This is a genomic window from Streptomyces sp. NPDC102441 (assembly GCF_044765585.1).
GTDB lineage: Bacteria > Actinomycetota > Actinomycetes > Streptomycetales > Streptomycetaceae > Streptomyces.
On sequence record NZ_JBIWKH010000022.1, the window covers coordinates 71,859 to 89,099 of the forward strand.

Below are 17,241 nucleotides of genomic sequence, written 5' to 3' on the forward strand. Positions count from 1 at the left end.
CCCGCACCCTCACCACTATCGTGTGAACCTCAGAACGCATGAGCCAATTCGAGGCACGGGCGCAGGGCGAAACGGGCGCTGAATGAGGAGCACGAAGTGTTGGACGGCACGGGGGCCGACGAAACCGGACGGTTGGTGGCGGGGCGATACCGCCTCCTGGAGCGGATAGGCCGCGGCGGCATGGGGACCGTCTGGCAGGCCGAGGACGAGGTGCTCGGCCGTTACGTCGCGGTCAAGAAGCTGCATCTGCCGCCGCACCTGGAGGACTCCGAGCGTGCCAGGCTCTTCGAACGCACCCGCCGTGAGGCACGCAGCGCCGCGCGGATCGCTCACCCCAACGTCGTGGTGGTGCACGACGTGGTGGACGACGAGGGCCTGCCCTGCATCGTCATGGAGCACGTCCCCGCGCCCGCACTCGATGAGATCCTGAAGGAGAACGGGCCGCTGACCGCCCCCGAGGCAGTCGACGTCGGCGTAGGGATGGTCGCGGCGCTGCGGGCGGCGCACAACGCCGGAGTGCTCCATCGCGATGTGAAACCCGGCAACGTCCTCCTCGGCGCCGACGGGCGCGTGGTCCTGACCGACTTCGGTATCGCCGTCGTCGCCGACACCTCCACGCTCACCCGCACCGGCGAACTGGTCGGTTCCATGGACTTCCTCTCCCCGGAACGCCTCAGGGGCCTGGACCCGTCCCCCGCATCGGACCTGTGGGCCCTGGGAGCGACCCTCTACCAGGCCGTGCAAGGGCAACCGCCGTTCCGCCGGAACACCCCGTACGAGACCGCGTACGCGATCGCCTTCGACAGCCTCGAACCACCGGCCGGGGCGGAGGCGCTGGCCCCGCTCATCGGGGAACTGCTCGCCAAGGAACCGGCCGATCGGCCCTCGGCGCCGGAAGTGGAGGACCGGCTGCGGGAGTTGACGCACACCACCCGCGTCCAGCACGTACCCCGCATCCGCCCCGCCCCCACGGGCACGTCGCCGACGGCACCCCTGACGAACGGGGCGGGCCTTCCCGCGCCCGGTGCACCCGGGGCCGGGCGTGGCCGGGGGCGGCGTGTGGCCCTGTGGGCGGCCGTCGCGACCGTGACGGCGGCACTGGCAGTGGGCGGCACGTACCTCGCGCTGCCCGACAAGGACAAGGACCCCCGCTCGGCCCCCCAGGGCGGCGCCGGGTCCGCGAGCGCCACGCTCTCCCCCACGCCCCCGCCGCCCGCCGTGCCGCAGGGCTACCACCTGGTGAACGAGAAAAAGTACGGCGTCTCCTTCCCCGTGCCCGACGGCTGGACCCGCAAGGAGCTCGCGGACGACAACGAGGGCATCGCCTACATCGACCCGGCCGGACTGGTCAGCCTGCGCGTCTCCGCCCTCGGCTCCACGAGCACCGGCCCTCTGCAGCGCTGGAAGAACGACGAGGCCAGCTCGGTCCAGAACAGGAAGCTGCCCGGATACCATCAGATACGGATGCAGGGCATGGCCTACAGGGACATGCCGGCCGCCGTCTGGGAGTTCACCTGGCAGGGCCGCAGCCGCGTGTTCCGCGCCACGGACCTCGGGTTCGGTAAGCCGGGCGGGACGGAATACGCGATCTATCTCTCGGCACCGAGCGCGGACTGGGAACACCGGAAGACGATATTCGCCCAGGTGCGCAAGGGGTTCCAGATCGACAGGGACGCGCCCTAGCCAGGCGGCGTCGGGAAGTTGCGGACACCCGAAACGGCCATACCGACCCGCTTTCCGTCCTCAACTTCCCAACGGCCCATAACGTTCAACTCGCTGGACCTCGGCGCGGGTCAGCGGAGACAGTGGCCCCATGACTTCGCTCGTACAGCACATCACCATCGACTGCGCCGACGCCTACAAGCTGGCCGGGTTCTGGGCAGAGGTGCTCAGCTCGTCCGTCTCCGACGACGACGCCCCCGGCGATCCCGAGGCGCTCGTGGAGGCGCCGGGGGCGGCGCTGCTCTTCGTCACGGTGCCGGAGGCCAAGGGCGTCAAGAACCGGATCCATCTCGACATCCGTCCCGAGGACCGCACCCGGGACGAGGAGGTCGAGCGGCTGCTCGCTCTCGGCGCCACGCTGGTCGCCGACCACCGCAAGCCGAACGGGCGCGGCTGGGCGACCCTGGCGGATCCGGAGGGCAACGAGTTCTGCGTGGAGTGCGGTGCGGCGGAGCGCGCCGCGCTGACCGGCACACGGCTGCCGGTCACGGCCGACGACGTGACGCTGGCGGTGCGGCTCGCGGTCGACACCCTCGCGACGTCCCCGGCGGACGACTGGCGTATCCCGGCGGGGTCGTTGACGTGGGACTGCTGGGAGACCGTGGAGCACCTGAGCGACGACCTCTTCGCGTACGCCGTCCAGCTCGGCCCGCGCAAACCCTCGCTGGAGACCGAGGTTCCCTACCGCTGGGCCCCGGACCGTGAGGGCGGCCCGTGGAACTCGATCTTCGCGAACCCGGAGGCGGGAACCGCAGGGCTGCTCCAGACGCTTGAGGCGAGCGGCGCGCTGCTGGCAGCGATGGTGCGGACCGCCTCGCCCGGTCTCCGTTCCTACCACTCCTACGGCGTCTCCGACCCGGAGGGCTTCGCCGCGATGGGCGTCGTGGAGACCCTCGCGCACACCTACGACGTCGCCGCCGGCCTGTCGCTCTCCTGGGCCCCGCCCCGGGAACTCTGCGACCGGGTGCTGGCCCGGCTCTTCCCCGACGCCCCGGACGACGACGACCGGTGGACCGTACTGCTGTGGTCCACCGGCCGCGCGGATCTGCCGGGCCTCGACCGTGTCACCTCGTGGAAGTGGCACGGTGCGCCGCTGGACCGGTGAGCCGTACGCGGCCCCGGGGCTTCCCGGGCAGGGATACGCCGGTAGCGTCGCGGCCATGGAACAGCCGACCAGCACCGCCCTCACCGACCAGGCGCCGGCAGACCCGGCGGCCACCGACGACGCACTGGCCACCCAGCCCATCGGGTACTGGAGCGGCCTGGCCCACACGGCCGTCACCCGCCATCTGCGGGACGCCATGGCCAGGGTCGACGTCACGCAGCCGCAGTACTGGGTGCTCAACCGGGTACACGGTGGCCCCGCCGCGCCGACCCGCGAGGAGGTCGTCGCCCAGCTCACGTCCCTCGCCGAGGGGCCGGACGACATCGCCCGCGTCGTCGACCAGCTGCTGCACCGCGGCTGGCTCGACGCCGACGACGGGCAGCGGCTGCGTCTCACCGACGACGGAGAGGCCGCCCGGGTGCGGCTGCGTGAGCTGGTGACCGGGCTTCGCGCCGAGGTGCACCGTGGCATCAGCGACGAGGAGTATGTCGCCGCGCTGAAGGTACTCCGCGCGATGGTGGCCAACGTCGGGGGTCCGGGCGCCGTCTGACAGCCGTCCTCGCGCGGGCCGACCCGAACGAGAGACCCCTACCGCTCGGAGAACCACTCCGCCGCCGGGAGCAGCTTCCCGTCGTGGTCGAACACCGCCTGGTTCTCCCACGCGTTGCCCGGCGCGGGGTCGGCCGGGTCCCAGCCGCTGCCGGTGACCGCCGTCCAGGCCGGCTCCCAGTACACGGCGGCGTGACGTGCAGCAGGTCCAGGAGGCGGTCGAAAGAAGCAGGGCTTCGGAGTCTCGGAGTGACACGTACACCCCGCAGGAAGGCGTACGGGGTCAAGAGCGCCCCGTACGCCTTCCTGGTCCCCGCCACCGTCCTCTTCCCGCTCTTCTTCGCCCTGCCCATCGCCTACGCCGTCTACCTCAGCTTCCGCAGGACCGAGGTCAAGGGGCTCGGCCTCGGCAAGAACGCCCGCGACGAGATCTGGGCCGGCGTCTCCAACTACACCGACGCGCTCTCCGACTCGGAACTGCTGCACGGCGCGCTGCGCATCCTCGGCTACGGCGCGATCGTCGTCCCGGTGATGCTCGGCCTCGCGCTCCTCTTCGCCCTGCTGCTGGACACCGACGGGCTCCGGCTGCGCGGCTTCACCAGGCTGGCGATCTTCCTGCCGTACGCGATCCCGGGCGTCATCGCCGCGCTGATGTGGGGCTTCCTGTATCTGCCCGATGTCAGCCCCTTCCTGTACGTGCTCGACGCGGTGGGGCTGCCGCAGCCCGATCTGCTGGACGGCGGGCCGCTGTACCTCTCGCTGGCCAACATCGCGGTGTGGGGCGGCACCGGCTTCAACATGATCGTGATCTACACGTCGCTGCGGGCGATCCCCGCCGAGATCTTCGAGGCCGCCCGGCTCGACGGCTGCTCGCAGCTCCAGATCGCGCTCCGGATCAAGATCCCCATGGTGGCGCCCTCGCTGATCCTGACCTTCTTCTTCTCGATCATCGCGACGCTCCAGGTGTTCAGCGAGCCCACCACGCTGAAGCCGCTCACCAACTCGCTCTCCACCACCTGGAGTCCGCTGATGAAGGTCTACCAGGACGCCTTCGTCAACAACGACGTCCACGCGGCGGCAGCCCAGGCGGTCATCATCGCCCTCGCCACCCTCGTCCTGTCCTTCGGCTTCCTCAAGGCCGCCAACTCCCGTACGAAGCAGGGAGACTCCCGATGAGCAACCGGTCCCTCGCCGCCCCCGGCCGCCGGCGCTTCCCGCTCGTCCCCACGGCCGCGCTGCTCCTCGGCGCCGTGTACTGCCTGCTGCCCGTCGCCTGGGTCCTGGTCGCCTCGACGAAGTCCGGCAGCGAGCTGTTCTCCACCTTCTCCTTCCTGCCGGGCTCCGGGTTCACCGACAACGTCGCCGATCTCACGGCGTACCGCGAAGGGGTGTACTGGAAGTGGATGGCCAACTCGGCCTTCTACGCCGGGGTGGGCGCCCTGCTGTCCACGGCGGTGTCCGCGGTCTCGGGGTACGCCCTGGCGGTGTACCGCTTCCGCGGCAAGGAGACGGTCTTCAACATCCTGCTCGCCGGGGTGCTGATGCCCCCGGTGATCCTGGCCGTGCCGCAGTACCTGCTGCTGGCCGAGGCCGATCTGACCGACTCGTACCTCTCGGTGCTGCTGCCGCTGGTCCTCTCCCCGTACGGCGTCTACCTCGCCCGGATCTACGCGGCCGCCGCCGTGCCGGCCGATGTGATCGAGGCCGGACGGATGGACGGCGGCAGCGAGTGGCGGATCTTCAGGACCATCGCGCTGCCGATGATGCTGCCGGGTCTGGTGACGGTGTTCCTGTTCCAGTTCGTGGCGGTCTGGAACAACTTCCTGCTGCCCTACATCATGCTCGGCGACGACGAGAAGTTCCCGGTGACCCTGGGGCTCTACACGCTGCTCCAGCAGGGTTCGACCACCCCGGCGCTCTACACGCTGGTCATCACCGGCGCGCTGCTGGCGATCACCCCGCTGATCGCTCTGTTCCTGGTGATCCAGCGGTTCTGGAGCCTCGACCTGCTCTCCGGCGCCGTAAAGTCCTGACAGCTCCTCAACAGGGCACCTCTTCACGAAAGATCAGCACCATGAGCCGCACAGAACAGAACGGCGCGGGACGCCCCCGGCCGCCGACGATCCACGACGTCGCCAGGGAGGCCGGGGTCTCCCGGGGCACGGTCTCGCGGGTGCTCAACGGCGGTCACAACGTCAGCCCGGCCGCACTCGACGCGGTTCAGTCCGCCATCCGGCGGACCGGCTACACCGTGAACCGGCATGCCAGGTCCCTGATCACCGGACGCTCCGACTCGGTGGCGTTCCTGCTGACCGAGCCCCAGGAACGCTTCTTCGAGGACCCGAACTTCAACGTGCTGCTGCGGGGCTGCACCACCGCGCTCGCCGCGCACGACATCCCGCTGCTGCTGATGATCGCGGGCACGGAGGCGGAGCGGCGCCGCAACATGCGCTACATCGCCGGGCACGTGGACGGGGTCCTGCTGGTCTCCAACCACTCCGGTGACCCGGTCGCCGCGCAGCTGCACGAGGCCGGGGTGCCGCTGGTGGCCTGCGGGAAGCCGCTCGGGCAGGGGTCGCGGGTCAGCTATGTCGCGGCGGACGACCGCAACGGCGCCCGGGACATGGTGCGCTTCCTCCACGAGTCGGGGCGCCGCCGGATCGCCACGGTCACCGGGCCGCTGGACACCCCGGGCGGTGTGGACCGGCTGGCGGGTTACCGGGAGACGCTCGCCGAGTGCGGGCTGCCGGTCGACGAGGCCCTGATCGTGCCGGGCGACTACAGCCGGGCGGGCGGTGAGGCGGCGGCCGCGCTGCTGCTGGAGCGGGCACCCGACGTGGACGCGGTGTTCGTCGCGTCGGACCTGATGGCCCAGGGCGTACTGAGCACGCTGGAGCGGGCGGGCCGGCGTGTGCCGCAGGACATCGCGGTCGGCGGTTTCGACGACTCGCCCGCGGCGCTCGCGGCACGCCCGGAGCTGACGACGGTCCGCCAGCCGTGGGACCGGATCAGCGCCGAGATGGTGCGGGTGCTGCTGGCGCAGATCGGCGGGGAGGACCCGGCCGCGGTCATCCTCCCCACCGAGTTGGTGCGCCGGGATTCGGCGTAGGGGCGTGCCGCTCGCTCAGGCGTCCAGCGCCGGACAGTCGGTGTACCCCTTCGCGTCGCCGCCGAAGAAGGTCGACGGGTCCGGGGTGTTGAAGGGCCCGCCGGCCTTCAGCCGGGCCGGCCGGTCCGGGTCGGCAGGTCCGGGTCGGCGAGGAACAGGGCGCCGTAGGCGATGATGTCGGCGATCCCGTCGTCGATGACAGCGCCTGGCGGGGCCTGGAGGAGCACACCCTCGCGGGGCTGGAACGGCCGAGCGCGCGGAGCCGGCCCGGCTGCTCGCCAAGGTGGAGGAGAACCGCTGCACCCAGGCCGGGGACTGCCGCACGCAGTAGATCAGCCGGCCAGCACGTCCAGGGCACGGTGGACGTCGGCCTCGGTGTTGTAGAGGTGGAAGGCGGCCCTCAGGTTCCCCGCGCGGGCCGAGACCATCACCCCGGCCGCCGCCAGATCGGGCTCCCGGCCGCCGAGGCCGGGCACGGCGACGATCGCGGAGGTGCCGGGCACCGCCTCGTGCCCGATCGACGCCAGGCCCTCCCGGAAGCGGGCCGCGAGCCCGGTGGCGTGCGCGTACACGCGGCCTACCCCGACCCCGGCCAGCAGGTCCAGCGACTGCTCGGCTCCGTGATAGGAGAGGAACGAGACCGGTTCGTCGAAGCGCCGGGCGTCGACGGCGAGCTTCTCGACCGGCCCGTAGGTGCTGTTCCACGGGTCCTCGGCCGCGACCCAGCCCGCGTAGGGCGTCGGCAGGGTCTCCTGCGCCGCCTCGGTCACGGTCAGGAAGGACGTGCCCCGGGGGCACATCAGGAACTTGTACCCGCCGGTGACGGTGTAGTCGTACGCCCCGGCGTCCAGCGGCAGCCATCCGGCCGACTGGCTGGCGTCGAGCATCGTACGGGCCCCGTGCGCGGCCGCTGCGGCACGGACCGCGTCCAGGTCGGCGACCCGGCCGTCGGAGGACTGGGCGGCCGAGAAGGCGACGACCGCGGTACCGGGCCGCACCGCCTCGGCCAGCCCGGTCAGCGGGACGTAGCGCATCTTCAGATCACCCCGTACGGCGAAGGGGCTGACGACCGAGCTGAACTCCCCCTCCGGGGCGAGGACTTCGGAGCCCGCCGGCAGGGAGGCCGCGACGATCCCCACATGCGCGGCGACGGAGCCGCCGACGGCCACCCGCGCCGGTGTGACACCGGCGATCCTGGCGAAGCCGGCGCGGGCCGCCTCCACCGACTCGGAGCTGCCCACACCACCCCGGACGCCCGCCGCGCTGACGTCGGCCAGCGCCTTGACGGCCTCGACGGCGCGACGGGGCAGCAGACCGCAGGTGGAGGTGTTGAGGTAGGTGGTCCCGTACGCGAACTGGGTCGCCCTGGCCTGGTCGATCGCAGAAGTCTCCATGCGGGACAGCCTGACGGCCGCTCAACCTCGCGTCAATTACGCGAGTTCGAGCGGCGTGCCCAAGAAATCCTTATACGCGCTGGTCGGAAGGGGCCACCTGGGGCACTTCGCAGGCCCCGTCCGCGTCGCAGGCCTCGGCGTCCCCTCCGACCGGGGTGAGACCGGGGACCTCACGGTCCTTCCACGCCTGCTCCAGGGCCTGGGCGAAGACCTCCGCGGGCTGCCCGCCGGAGATGCCGTAGCGACGGTCGAGCACGAAGAACGGCACGGCACTGGCCCCCAGCTTCGCCGCCTCGCGCTCATCGGCCCGTACGTCGTCGGCGTACGCCTCGGGGTCGGCCAGCACCGCGCGAGCCTCGTCGGCGTCGAGCCCCGCCTCGACTGCCAGACCGGCCAGCACCGTGTCGTCGAAGACCGAGCGCTCCTCGGCGAAGTTCGCCCGGTAGACGAGCGTCAGCAGCTCGTCCTGGCGCCCTCGGGCCTTGGCGAGGTGGAGCAGCCGGTGGATGTCGAAGGTGTTGCCGTGGTCACGCCCCTCGGTGCGGTAGCCGAGCCCCTCGGCCTGCGCGTTCGCCGCGACGTTGCCCTCCATGGCACGGGCTTCCTCCGGGCTGCGCCCGTACTTCTGGGCCAGCATGTCGATCACCAGCTCGGTGTCACCCTTGGCCCGTCCGGGGTCGAGCTCGAAGGAGCGGTGGACCACCTCGACCTCGTCACGGTGGGCGAACCCGGCCAGCCCCTTCTCGAAGCGTGCCTTTCCGACGTAGCACCACGGGCACCCATGGACCAACGGAGCCACACCGCTCTGACCAGGGGTTTTACCGATTCTCTCGGGTTTTCGCTTAACGAGCACGCTCGTGAACACCGGAGACGCACGGCCAACCCCTACGCCGGAGCGGCCCAACTTCGGCGAACGGAAGACCATGGAACGGGATGACCTCCCCGCGCTGCGCGCACTCGGGTTCGATGACAACGAACTCAGAGAGCTTGGGCTCTGGATTCCGGCGGTGGGCGCACCCGCCGACTTGGCGGAAATGTATGTTCGCCGGTCGAAGGAAAGGCACACTGCCGACTCGTTCAACGCGCTGCGCGAACAGGTTCGCCGCATGTGTGCTCACGCACAGAGCGAGGAGAAAAAGGTACGCCACGTTTGGTTTGAGCAGCGCTCAGCCTCCAAGGCGTACGTCCGCCGCGAGGAATTTGAGAACGCCACAGCGGCAATTACCGATCTACATCTCTCAAAGACCCTGTACGTATTCAAAACCTCTCGACTCTCCCGCCGGGGAATGGGACAGGTCGGCCTACTACTCGACACGTTCGCAGCAAGGGGCGCGCGGTTCTACGTCGTGTCCGAGAACATCGACTCTGCTACGCGTTCCCGAGTGACGCTTGCGGCAATGAGCGAGATAGCACGGGAACAGGCTGCCGATATTTCGCAGTTCACCAAGCTGGGTATCGACGCCAACAAGGCAGCGGGTAAGTGGACCGGTGGCGTTACGCCGTTCGGTCTGCACTCCGCTGGCGGGAAGCTGGAACACGACCCCAAGGAATATCCGCTCGCTCGACGCATTGCCGAGTACCTGCTAGACCGTAAGACGCCCAACTGGATTGCTGACAAGCTCAACAAGGAGAGAAAGGTCAGCCGAACCGGCAAACGATGGACCGGCCCCGGAATCATCAGCCTCGCCCACGCTGTCACTTGGGCCGGTCTAGTCGCACAGCGAGATCGCATTCTCGATGAACACGACCAGTGGACCGGCAAGTATCACCGGGGCGGTTCCCCCCTTATGGACAAGAACGGGCACCCTATCGCCTGCGGGGAGGGCGTGATCACATTCGCGGAACACGTCAAGATCAAGTCCATTCTTGCCAGCCGGTCACAGAAGGGAACCAGCATCGGAGACCGAACCCGAGGAAAGCGGGAAATCGTCGCCCTTCTTTCCGCCTCACTGCGCTGCGGATTGTGTGCCGGACCGATGGCTAACGGCGGGGTCAACTACCGCTGTTACGCACGGCAGACCGAGGGGGAATCGTCATGCAAGGGTGTCGCCACCGAACGCACCCGCATTGATTCAGCGGTTGAGACACTGTGGATTAACCACGTACTCAGCCTCTCCCCCGAGTCGGACACGTTGCACGCGATCGCCAAAGAGTGGCTGTCGTACAAGGACCCATCGAAAGAGGCGCGCAAGGCGCAAGTACTGGCCGCTCTCGAATCGGCGGTCGGCCGACAGATGGGGCTCAACAAAGAACGATGGGTGATCGGCCGGATGAGCGAGGCGGATTACGAGTATCTGATGAGCGAGCTGAGCGCGCAGATCGACGCGCACAAGACAGAGCTGGCCACGCTGTCCGTAGAGGCGGACCTTTCCCCACTCATGGACCCCGAGGCGCTTACGGCTCTCTGGAACGGTGCGGGTATCGGCGGACAGCGCGCGCTACTGAAAGCCACGTTGACGGAAAAGGGAATCGTTCTGGCAGCGCCGAGGTGCCGGGGTGACCGAACCCCGATCCTTGACCGGCTGACGGTCCACTGGCGGGACGAGAGCGACCCGTCCGCGCTGGCCGCTGTGGATGCGGGCATGGACTTGGTGGAGCGGACACGCCAGCGCCGCAAGGCAGCAGAGAACGTCTAGCCAAACCATCGGGGCCCCGTTCGGAGAGAGATCCGGGCGGGGCCCTCTGCTATGCCCCCAGGAAGCCACAGGCGGGGCCCTAAGCGCCTCTCCCTCACTCGCTGCCCACGGATGCCGACCCGGTCCCGGCAGACCCGCAGGGAACCGTATACGTAACCGTAACGAAAGCATTACTCTCCGTGATTACCGCCTCTTTACTCACACACTCTCCGTTTCCCGACGGACTTAACCGGCTCCCCTATTGGGTGTCGAGAGGCCAACAAGCCACCGAGAGGGAACAACATGTTTAGCAACCCCGAAGAAGCCGCGCTGTACGTCCTGGACGAAATGCTTCCGATGCTTCGCGGGATAGTCGCCAAGCTCGCAGTCAGCGACCCCGGGGTGATGGCCAGCCTTGACGGCTACGCCGACATCATCGAGGACGTCATGGCATTCGACGTTCTGGGTTTCCAAGAGATCGAACTTTCCTCGATCTGATTAAGCGGACATTCGTGTAATCGCCCACGCCTTTCGTGGAACCACGCGGACTTGCGACGGACATTCGCGGAATCGGCTAACCCTTTAGCGGACTTGAGAGGAATCAAGCCATGAACGAACCGACTTACGACGGACTTGCGCAGAACCGACCGCCTCGAAAGTCGAGTTACGACGTAATACGCGTAGCTCTACAACGCGCCGAGTCGGCAGCGTGGGCCGCTATCCCATCTGGCCACCCGACAGCGGAAGCGGTTCACGAAGCTATGCGTGAAGCCCTGGAAATGGTTAACGCCGTGCTGTTTCCCGCCGGTGGCTGCGCTGGCCCCGAGTGCACAAACCCCGTGCCAGACAAGGGAGTCGGCCGACCGGCCCTTTACTGCGGGCGCCGCTGTAAGGACCGTGCCGCCTACCAGCGGAAGGGCGAACGGCGACAGCGGGAAGGGAAATAGATTTCTCTCTCTTTTTCTGTCTTTGTGTTGAGTGTCGATTCTCTACATAGAACTAGGTCGCCCCGTAAGAACCCCAAGGGGAACCAAAACTCTCCCCGAGAACGGCACTCGACACACCCTGACCACCCCTAAACGTCAAGGTGTGGTCCCTTCCCCTAGCGGCTCCTCGACTTTCAAATTCCCACCCCCCAGGCCGGCTCAGATGTGGGGGTTTTCTCTTGGAGGCTTACGAAATGACCTTCCTTGGTGCGCCCGATTGGGCGTCCGCCGCTTCCCTGCTAGGTATCGAGTTCAACCCCTCGGCTACGTCTGCTCGCGGTGCAATTGAAGAGGCTGGTTTCATCACCCGCGACATACCGGCCGAGGCTGAGTCGGAATCACACCGACTACTAGGCCGACGCGCCGATATCCCACAGCCATACCCAGAAGTCGCCACGCGCGCCATAGCGGCCCGTTCGCTGCGTGATGCACTGGACGACCCATGGCGGCCCCTTTGGGAGCTGGACAGCGCCGCAGAGCGCCTTACCCGGATCGCTGTCCGGCGTCAGTCGCAGACCCTTTCGGTAGTCAAGTCTTGGGCGACGGCCGCCGGGTGGGTGGACATGAGCCACGGACAGAAGCGGTTCACCGGCACATGCCGCGAGTGCGCCCATGAATTCACCGTGACCCGCCCCGCTGTGTCGTCTCGCCGCTGGCCGCAGATATGCGACGGATGCAAGTTGGAGCGTGAGCGTTCCCGTAAACGTGAATGGGCACGACGCAACCGCGCCAAGGCCGCGTAGACGGTTACTTATGACTATGGGCCGGTGATCGTAAGCCGGTCCACTCCATTAGAAATAGCGGTTGATTTGGTATCGCCCCCGGTGGTCATAGCGACTGCCGGGGGCGTCCTTGTTTTGATTGGAAATACGCATGTCCCCAGACCTCCAGGCTGACGCCAAGTTCGCCTTTAACCAGTACAGCGCGGGCGTTGTTGCCGACCCGTACACCGTTCTGGACTCGCACCGCCTATTCGCCGTCGAGCTGCTTTGCGATGGCGTCGTGACGGGCGACGACGTACGCGAGTCCGTGAACGGCCTTATCGCTGATCTCAACATCGGGACCGCGCACCGCAAGGCAAAGCGTGCCGGGCTAACGAGCGTCGATTTCAAACGCCTTTCCGAGGAGGTCTAACCCATGGCTAACATCTTCGCCGTAAGCAACGCAGTCGCCAAGAACGCCGCATCGCTGCTCAAGGCCGAGCTAGTTCTAGGCCGTCTCGTGTTCCGTGACGCCGAGTCCGATTTCATGGGCGGCCGGGGTGACACGGTCCGCGTCCGTATCCCGCGCATTCTCCAGGCATCCAAGTTCACCGGCTCCACCTCGGCTATCAGTACGCCGCTAAATGAGCAGACGGTTTCCGTCACGCTGAACACTCACGCGATGCAGCCTCTAGAGCTGAACGCTATGGATATGACCCTAGGGATTGAGAGCTTTAGCGCACAGGTTCTCATGCCGCAGGTTGCCGGTGTGGCCGAGATGATCGAGGAGGAGATTGCCACCGTTATGCAGCCAGCCATTTCCGGTGCCACGCTGACGATCGATCCGGCCAATCCGCGTGACGCGATTACCGAGGCTGGCGAGATCCTGGACACGCGCAAGGTCGGCGCAAAGTCGCGCGTCCTGGTCGTGAGCCCAAACGTTAAGCGCGCGCTGCTCATGGACCCCAACCTTTCGAACGTCGATTCCGCCGGTTCGCCGTCCGCACTCCGTGACGCAATCGTGGGCCGCCTGCATGGATTCGACGTTTACATGTCGCCATTCATCGAGGATGGCGCTGTTGCAATGACCCGTGAGGCTTTTGCCGCTGCTATCAAGGCACCGGCAAAGCCGGAGTCGGTTTCCGGCGCGTCGGCAACGGATGACGACGGCCAGGGTTACGCAATGACCTGGTTCGTGTCCTTCAATGGCGAGACCCGTACGGAGATGAGCGTCGTTGAGGCGTTCGTGGGCGCAACGGTCCTGGATGCACAGCGCGCTGTCGGCCTCAAGTTCACGCCTGCCGCGTAAGGAGTGGTGATTGTGGCTGACATCGAGAACACCCCGGAGACGCCACAGGAGCCCGCTGTAAGCCTCATTGAGGCACCGGAGGTGGAATCGGTCCCCGAGATCGGTTCCACCCCGGAGACGGGCACTGAGCCGTCCCTAGATGGTCTGCGGGCCGAGCTAGAGATGACGGCTAACGCGCTCCGCACATCCGAGGATCTGCGCCAGCAGTTCCACGCCCAGGTGGACGACGCCGAATCGCGCGTAAAGGCCGCCGAGATGGCGCTAGAGCGTGAGCGTGTCGCGCGCCGTCACGGGCTCTCTGACGAGCTGGTCCCGTTCCTGCGCGGTGTATCCGCCGAGGAGCTAGAGGCCGAGGCGCAGACACTGTCCAAGCACCTGAGCGCCGGTTCCTCCGGATTTGGTGTGGGCGGCCTTGATCCGACCGATACGAATTCCGGCGGAGTCGTAAGCCGCATTGTTCGTGCGCAGCGTGAGTTCTAGTGAGTCGGCAGTCGGAATTCGACGCTGCCTCGCAGGCTTACTACCAAGCCCAAGTAGATATCTCTGCCTCGCTGTTGGAGCGGGTCGCGTCCTGGTGGCGTGGCTTGTCTCCGCAGCGAGCGGCCGAGGGATCACCGGCTGTTGTCCGGGAGTTTCAGGCTCTCGTTAATGCCTCCTGCAGCCGCTCGTACGCCGAGGGTATGAAGTACCACCAGGCGGCCCGCAAGGCGGCTACCGGCGACGCTGGCGACGACGACCTATGGGAAAGCCGAGACATTGCGGCGGAGGCCGGTAAGGCCAAGGTGAGTTACTACGTCCACACGGCCCCACTCCGCGAGGAAGTCAAGCGCGGCCGGTTGGACGATCCGGAATTCCTCAAGTCCCTTGACGACGCAATGGAAAGCGCCGGTCGAAACCTCGCCCTAGATGCTGGCCGACTTGCCGAATCGGGCGGGCGTGATGCGCTGGCCGAGGCTCGGGAGAATGACGCCGACGTGATCGGCTGGTATCGCAAGACCGACGCCGACCCGTGCGGTTTCTGCGCAATGCTCGCTAGCCGAGGCGCTGCCTATTCCAAGTTCATGGAGCCGGACCAGTTCCACAAGGGTTGCCACTGTCAGACCCTTCCGCTGTTCCGGGGTCTCGAAATTCCGACCGAGGATGCCTCCAAGCGGGATGAGTACCTGGCCCGGTTCAAGGCGACGCCCGGTTCTGGACGCGATCAGGTGCGGGCCTTTCAGGACGCGTTTAATGCAGAGCGAAAGGAGCGGCGCGATGAGCAATGATCGGCCCATCCACTGCGGGTACTGCGGAGCCGAGGAAGTGAAACCCCGGTGCCCCCTTCGCGGATTGCGGCAGGGTGCCTGTCGCCTGGTTACGACCATGCCAATGCATGAGTTCGAGCAGTTGCAGCGTGAGCGTAAGCAGGAGCGGCGCGCTACGTGAGCAGCCTTGCATTTAATGGTGACAATTTGTGACCGAGAGGGTGGGGGGGTAGCCGAAAACCGGACCTTTGGGGACCGCAAGGTCTTGGCACCTCTGTCCGTGTACGGGTTTCGGGGTCGCCCAAACGCTCACCGGTCACCAACCGTGGCGAACTCCTCGCCCAGCGCCTTTGATCGAAAGGGGCAACTTCTGCCGGCCTCGGCCCATTGAGGGCCTATTCCCCAACCACCCCTGGCGAAAACTTCACCTGCAATTTGTAGGAGATCAACCCCTGAACCGCCGCCGCGACCCATCATCATCCAACGCGTTCTGGGCCGCTTCCACGAACAGCGAAAAGTGTAGAAGCATTTGCTTCCGTGCCTCTACCACCAATTCCCTAGGGCTGTCGAAATTGGTTTCCGCTCTTTCTCGCACAGCCTTCCGAAATTCCGCACATGCATACATTAGATGGTCCGCAGGGCCTGCCACTCTTTTGGGCCCGGCGAAAAGAACCTCTGTCCATCTCCGCCGTACGTCAAGCAATATCGGTTTCAGCTCGCCGTCCTGATTTGGTTCGTCGTCATAATATTCCCAGTCCAACAGGACGGCCACGGCGTCGGCATAGCCTTTATATGTGACCTCTCGCGGCTCGCGCCGGGACTTCCGATGCTCTGCGCGTGCGGCAATTTCGGCACCCGCCCTTTGCGCACGCCCAGAGGCGAAGGCGGCACCAATTGTGCCCAGCGAGCCCGCCAATGCGCCGCACACTGCGGCTAGTCCTGCATCCATCCTTTATCGCCTTCCTAGGCGGCCCAGTCCAGTACGGCCCGCACCTCGGGTACGTCGGCGTACTCAGCGAGCCGCGCCAGGATCACCCGCACGCGCTCCGCCGTCCGCTCGCTGGCCACATCTGCCGACAACGAGATGACCCGTTCCGCCGTCGCCGCCGCCTCCTCGGGTTCGTTCGCGTCGGCGTAGGCAACGGCAAGCCACGACAGATAGAGCGCGAGTTCCCGCGTGTGTGTGGCGTCATAGCGGCCGAGGACATCACGGAGCAACGGCACCGCGCGGAGCGGTCGGCGCAGTTCTGTGTAGACGCGCGATTCCATGACTTGCAATTCCCCGGCGTCCACCCAATACAGATACGCCGGTGACTCGGTTCCCTCGCTGTCCGTGCTTAGCGCTTCGCTTGCTTCCCCGAGAGTCCGCATTGCCTGCTGTGTATTCTCGGTTCCCCCGGATTTCGTATGTGCCCATGCCACCCGATCGAGGTACAGCGCACGGGCCTTTGGGGGAGCGTCGGAACCGGCCCCATCCAGAGCGGCGCGGGCGAGGTGTAGCCCTTCCAACTCCCGCCCCGTGTTGCTGAGTTGGTAGGCCAGCGAACCGGCCAGGTTTCCGGCTAGCGTCCGGTCCTCGGCCTGCGTCGCCGCGCTGAGTCCTAGCCGGTAGATGCGCTCAGCCTCCGCGTGCTGGCCAGCGTCCGACGCGATCCACCCGGCGATCTGTGCCAACTCCCCGATTTGCACGAGGAGTTGACGGCCCACGGTTTCGGTATACAAGTGTTCACGGAACGTTCGAACAGCCGTTCTAAGTTCCCGCAGTGCTGGCCGCATCAGATCCCCACCGGCCAGAAAGTCATCAGCGAGCCGTAGGCCGTGCACCCGCTGTTGCAGGTCGTCCACCTGACCCATGCCGACCCGGACGCCTGTACGGGCGCTCAGCGGCTCTAGCGGGTCCTCGGCGGGGAGGAAGTCCGCAAGTGTCGGTAGAGGCGGCACGGCGGGCGCGAGTGGCGTTGTGAGCGCATCCACGGGAACGGCCAGCGCCGCAGCGAGGAAGGGCAGCCATTCGCGCGGCGTGCGCTTCCCGGTTTCCCACCGGCTGACTTCCTGACGGCCGACCGGATCACCGACCACACCAGCGGCCCGGCAGACTTCCCGCGCTAAGCGCGCCTGACTCCACCCGAGCCGTTCGCGCTGTTGTCTGATGTTGGTCCCGACGCTGTTCCCCATGTGTCCAGTCTGGCCGACAGTTGGCCTACACGGGGCCGCTAGTTGTTGATCCATTCCGGCCCGACGCTGTTCCGCATGACCGAGCCGACGAGGTACAGCATAGGGACCGTTGAACTCCCGCTGCGGTTAGGCGAACTAGAGCCGACGCCCGTAGAGGGATGCGCCGGTTGCGCGGAGCTATCGAATGTTCGTGAGCGGGCGCGGGTGGTCAACGACCGAACGACGATCACGGACGTAAACGTGTTGATGCGGCGGCACCCCGAGGGCCACTAATGACGACCGCTCCCGAGAGACCGCGTACCAAAGCACCGGCCAAACAGCGGCGAAAACGT

The 17,241-nt window shown here is 66.9% G+C and carries 15 protein-coding genes and 2 pseudogenes; 12 read left to right on the forward strand and 5 right to left on the reverse strand.

The window, feature by feature from the left end; translation table 11 throughout:
* The first annotated feature begins 96 nt into the window (after nucleotides 1-96).
* The 3 genes from ACIREO_RS36065 (at nucleotide 97) to ACIREO_RS36075 (ending at nucleotide 3,377) form a co-directional block, all read left to right on the forward strand.
* Complete coding sequence (locus ACIREO_RS36065; protein WP_404118322.1) at nucleotides 97-1,683, forward strand: serine/threonine-protein kinase; 1,587 nt, start codon at nucleotides 97-99, stop codon at nucleotides 1,681-1,683.
* Nucleotides 1,684-1,813: 130 nt separating this feature from the next.
* The gene (locus tag ACIREO_RS36070; protein WP_404118323.1) at nucleotides 1,814-2,827 is read left to right on the forward strand and encodes a VOC family protein; all 1,014 of its coding nucleotides are present in this window, start codon (nucleotides 1,814-1,816) and stop codon (nucleotides 2,825-2,827) included.
* 55 nt (nucleotides 2,828-2,882) lie between these two features.
* Nucleotides 2,883-3,377 carry a MarR family winged helix-turn-helix transcriptional regulator gene (locus ACIREO_RS36075; RefSeq protein ID WP_404118326.1) on the forward strand — a complete coding sequence of 165 codons (495 nt, stop codon included), beginning with the start codon at nucleotides 2,883-2,885 and terminating at the stop codon, nucleotides 3,375-3,377.
* Nucleotides 3,378-3,415: 38 nt separating this feature from the next.
* Here the strand turns inward: ACIREO_RS36075 and ACIREO_RS36080 are convergent.
* Nucleotides 3,416-3,565, reverse strand: a pseudogene (locus ACIREO_RS36080) (glycosyl hydrolase 53 family protein); the annotation flags it as partial.
* A 60-nt stretch (nucleotides 3,566-3,625) separates the two neighbouring features.
* Between ACIREO_RS36080 and ACIREO_RS36085 the strand changes: the two are divergent.
* From ACIREO_RS36085 to ACIREO_RS36095, 3 genes are read left to right on the forward strand one after another with little or no spacing between them, the layout of a single operon-like run.
* Nucleotides 3,626-4,552, forward strand: a complete 927-nt coding sequence (locus tag ACIREO_RS36085) for a carbohydrate ABC transporter permease (RefSeq protein ID WP_404118329.1) — start codon at nucleotides 3,626-3,628, stop codon at nucleotides 4,550-4,552.
* On the forward strand, nucleotides 4,549-5,409 hold the full coding sequence (locus ACIREO_RS36090; RefSeq protein ID WP_404118332.1) for a carbohydrate ABC transporter permease: 861 nt from the start codon (nucleotides 4,549-4,551) through the stop codon (nucleotides 5,407-5,409). The genes ACIREO_RS36085 and ACIREO_RS36090 overlap by 4 nt, the downstream gene beginning before the upstream one ends.
* Nucleotides 5,410-5,450: 41 nt before the next feature.
* Nucleotides 5,451-6,485, forward strand: coding sequence for a LacI family DNA-binding transcriptional regulator (locus tag ACIREO_RS36095; RefSeq protein ID WP_404118333.1), 1,035 nt, complete (start codon nucleotides 5,451-5,453; stop codon nucleotides 6,483-6,485).
* 15 nt (nucleotides 6,486-6,500) lie between these two features.
* On the opposite strand, the pseudogene ACIREO_RS36100 reads toward ACIREO_RS36095, so the two are convergent.
* From ACIREO_RS36100 to ACIREO_RS36110, 3 genes and pseudogenes are all read right to left on the reverse strand, one after another.
* Nucleotides 6,501-6,685: pseudogene (locus ACIREO_RS36100) on the reverse strand (alkene reductase); the annotation flags it as partial.
* A gap of 132 nt (nucleotides 6,686-6,817) precedes the next feature.
* The gene (locus ACIREO_RS36105; protein WP_404118335.1) at nucleotides 6,818-7,879 is read right to left on the reverse strand and encodes an aminotransferase class V-fold PLP-dependent enzyme; all 1,062 of its coding nucleotides are present in this window, start codon (nucleotides 7,877-7,879) and stop codon (nucleotides 6,818-6,820) included.
* A 70-nt stretch (nucleotides 7,880-7,949) separates the two neighbouring features.
* The gene (locus ACIREO_RS36110) at nucleotides 7,950-8,669 is read right to left on the reverse strand and encodes a DsbA family oxidoreductase (protein ID WP_404118444.1); all 720 of its coding nucleotides are present in this window, start codon (nucleotides 8,667-8,669) and stop codon (nucleotides 7,950-7,952) included.
* 67 nt (nucleotides 8,670-8,736) lie between these two features.
* Between ACIREO_RS36110 and ACIREO_RS36115 the strand changes: the two genes are divergently transcribed.
* The 6 genes from ACIREO_RS36115 (at nucleotide 8,737) to ACIREO_RS36140 (ending at nucleotide 14,755) form a co-directional block, all read left to right on the forward strand.
* Complete coding sequence (locus ACIREO_RS36115; protein WP_404118338.1) at nucleotides 8,737-10,515, forward strand: recombinase family protein; 1,779 nt, start codon at nucleotides 8,737-8,739, stop codon at nucleotides 10,513-10,515.
* A gap of 282 nt (nucleotides 10,516-10,797) precedes the next feature.
* Nucleotides 10,798-10,992 (forward strand): hypothetical protein, encoded by a 195-nt coding sequence (locus tag ACIREO_RS36120; protein ID WP_404118340.1) that lies wholly within the window; start codon nucleotides 10,798-10,800, stop codon nucleotides 10,990-10,992.
* A gap of 1,361 nt (nucleotides 10,993-12,353) precedes the next feature.
* Nucleotides 12,354-12,614, forward strand: coding sequence for a hypothetical protein (locus ACIREO_RS36125; protein ID WP_404118343.1), 261 nt, complete (start codon nucleotides 12,354-12,356; stop codon nucleotides 12,612-12,614).
* A gap of 3 nt (nucleotides 12,615-12,617) precedes the next feature.
* Nucleotides 12,618-13,490 carry a P22 phage major capsid protein family protein gene (locus ACIREO_RS36130; RefSeq protein ID WP_404118345.1) on the forward strand — a complete coding sequence of 291 codons (873 nt, stop codon included), beginning with the start codon at nucleotides 12,618-12,620 and terminating at the stop codon, nucleotides 13,488-13,490.
* Between the two features lie 12 nt (nucleotides 13,491-13,502).
* Nucleotides 13,503-13,970: a hypothetical protein gene (locus ACIREO_RS36135; protein WP_404118348.1), complete on the forward strand. Its 468-nt coding sequence runs from the start codon at nucleotides 13,503-13,505 to the stop codon at nucleotides 13,968-13,970.
* A 200-nt stretch (nucleotides 13,971-14,170) separates the two neighbouring features.
* Complete coding sequence (locus ACIREO_RS36140) at nucleotides 14,171-14,755, forward strand: hypothetical protein (RefSeq protein ID WP_404118350.1); 585 nt, start codon at nucleotides 14,171-14,173, stop codon at nucleotides 14,753-14,755.
* Nucleotides 14,756-15,697: 942 nt separating this feature from the next.
* Here ACIREO_RS36140 and ACIREO_RS36145 read toward each other — a convergent pair.
* Complete coding sequence (locus tag ACIREO_RS36145) at nucleotides 15,698-16,909, reverse strand: helix-turn-helix transcriptional regulator (protein WP_404118353.1); 1,212 nt, start codon at nucleotides 16,907-16,909, stop codon at nucleotides 15,698-15,700.
* Between the last annotated feature and the right edge of the window lie 332 nt (nucleotides 16,910-17,241).

Coding starts and splice junctions, on each gene's coding strand:
- ACIREO_RS36070 (WP_404118323.1), top strand. CDS start 1,814: ATGACTTCGCTCGTACAGCACATCACCATCGACTGCGCCGACGCCTAC.
- ACIREO_RS36075 (WP_404118326.1), top strand. CDS start 2,883: ATGGAACAGCCGACCAGCACCGCCCTCACCGACCAGGCGCCGGCAGAC.
- ACIREO_RS36090 (WP_404118332.1), top strand. CDS start 4,549: ATGAGCAACCGGTCCCTCGCCGCCCCCGGCCGCCGGCGCTTCCCGCTC.
- ACIREO_RS36095 (WP_404118333.1), top strand. CDS start 5,451: ATGAGCCGCACAGAACAGAACGGCGCGGGACGCCCCCGGCCGCCGACG.
- ACIREO_RS36105 (WP_404118335.1), bottom strand. CDS start 7,879: ATGGAGACTTCTGCGATCGACCAGGCCAGGGCGACCCAGTTCGCGTAC.
- ACIREO_RS36120 (WP_404118340.1), top strand. CDS start 10,798: ATGTTTAGCAACCCCGAAGAAGCCGCGCTGTACGTCCTGGACGAAATG.
- ACIREO_RS36125 (WP_404118343.1), top strand. CDS start 12,354: ATGTCCCCAGACCTCCAGGCTGACGCCAAGTTCGCCTTTAACCAGTAC.
- ACIREO_RS36130 (WP_404118345.1), top strand. CDS start 12,618: ATGGCTAACATCTTCGCCGTAAGCAACGCAGTCGCCAAGAACGCCGCA.
- ACIREO_RS36140 (WP_404118350.1), top strand. CDS start 14,171: ATGAAGTACCACCAGGCGGCCCGCAAGGCGGCTACCGGCGACGCTGGC.
- ACIREO_RS36145 (WP_404118353.1), bottom strand. CDS start 16,909: ATGGGGAACAGCGTCGGGACCAACATCAGACAACAGCGCGAACGGCTC.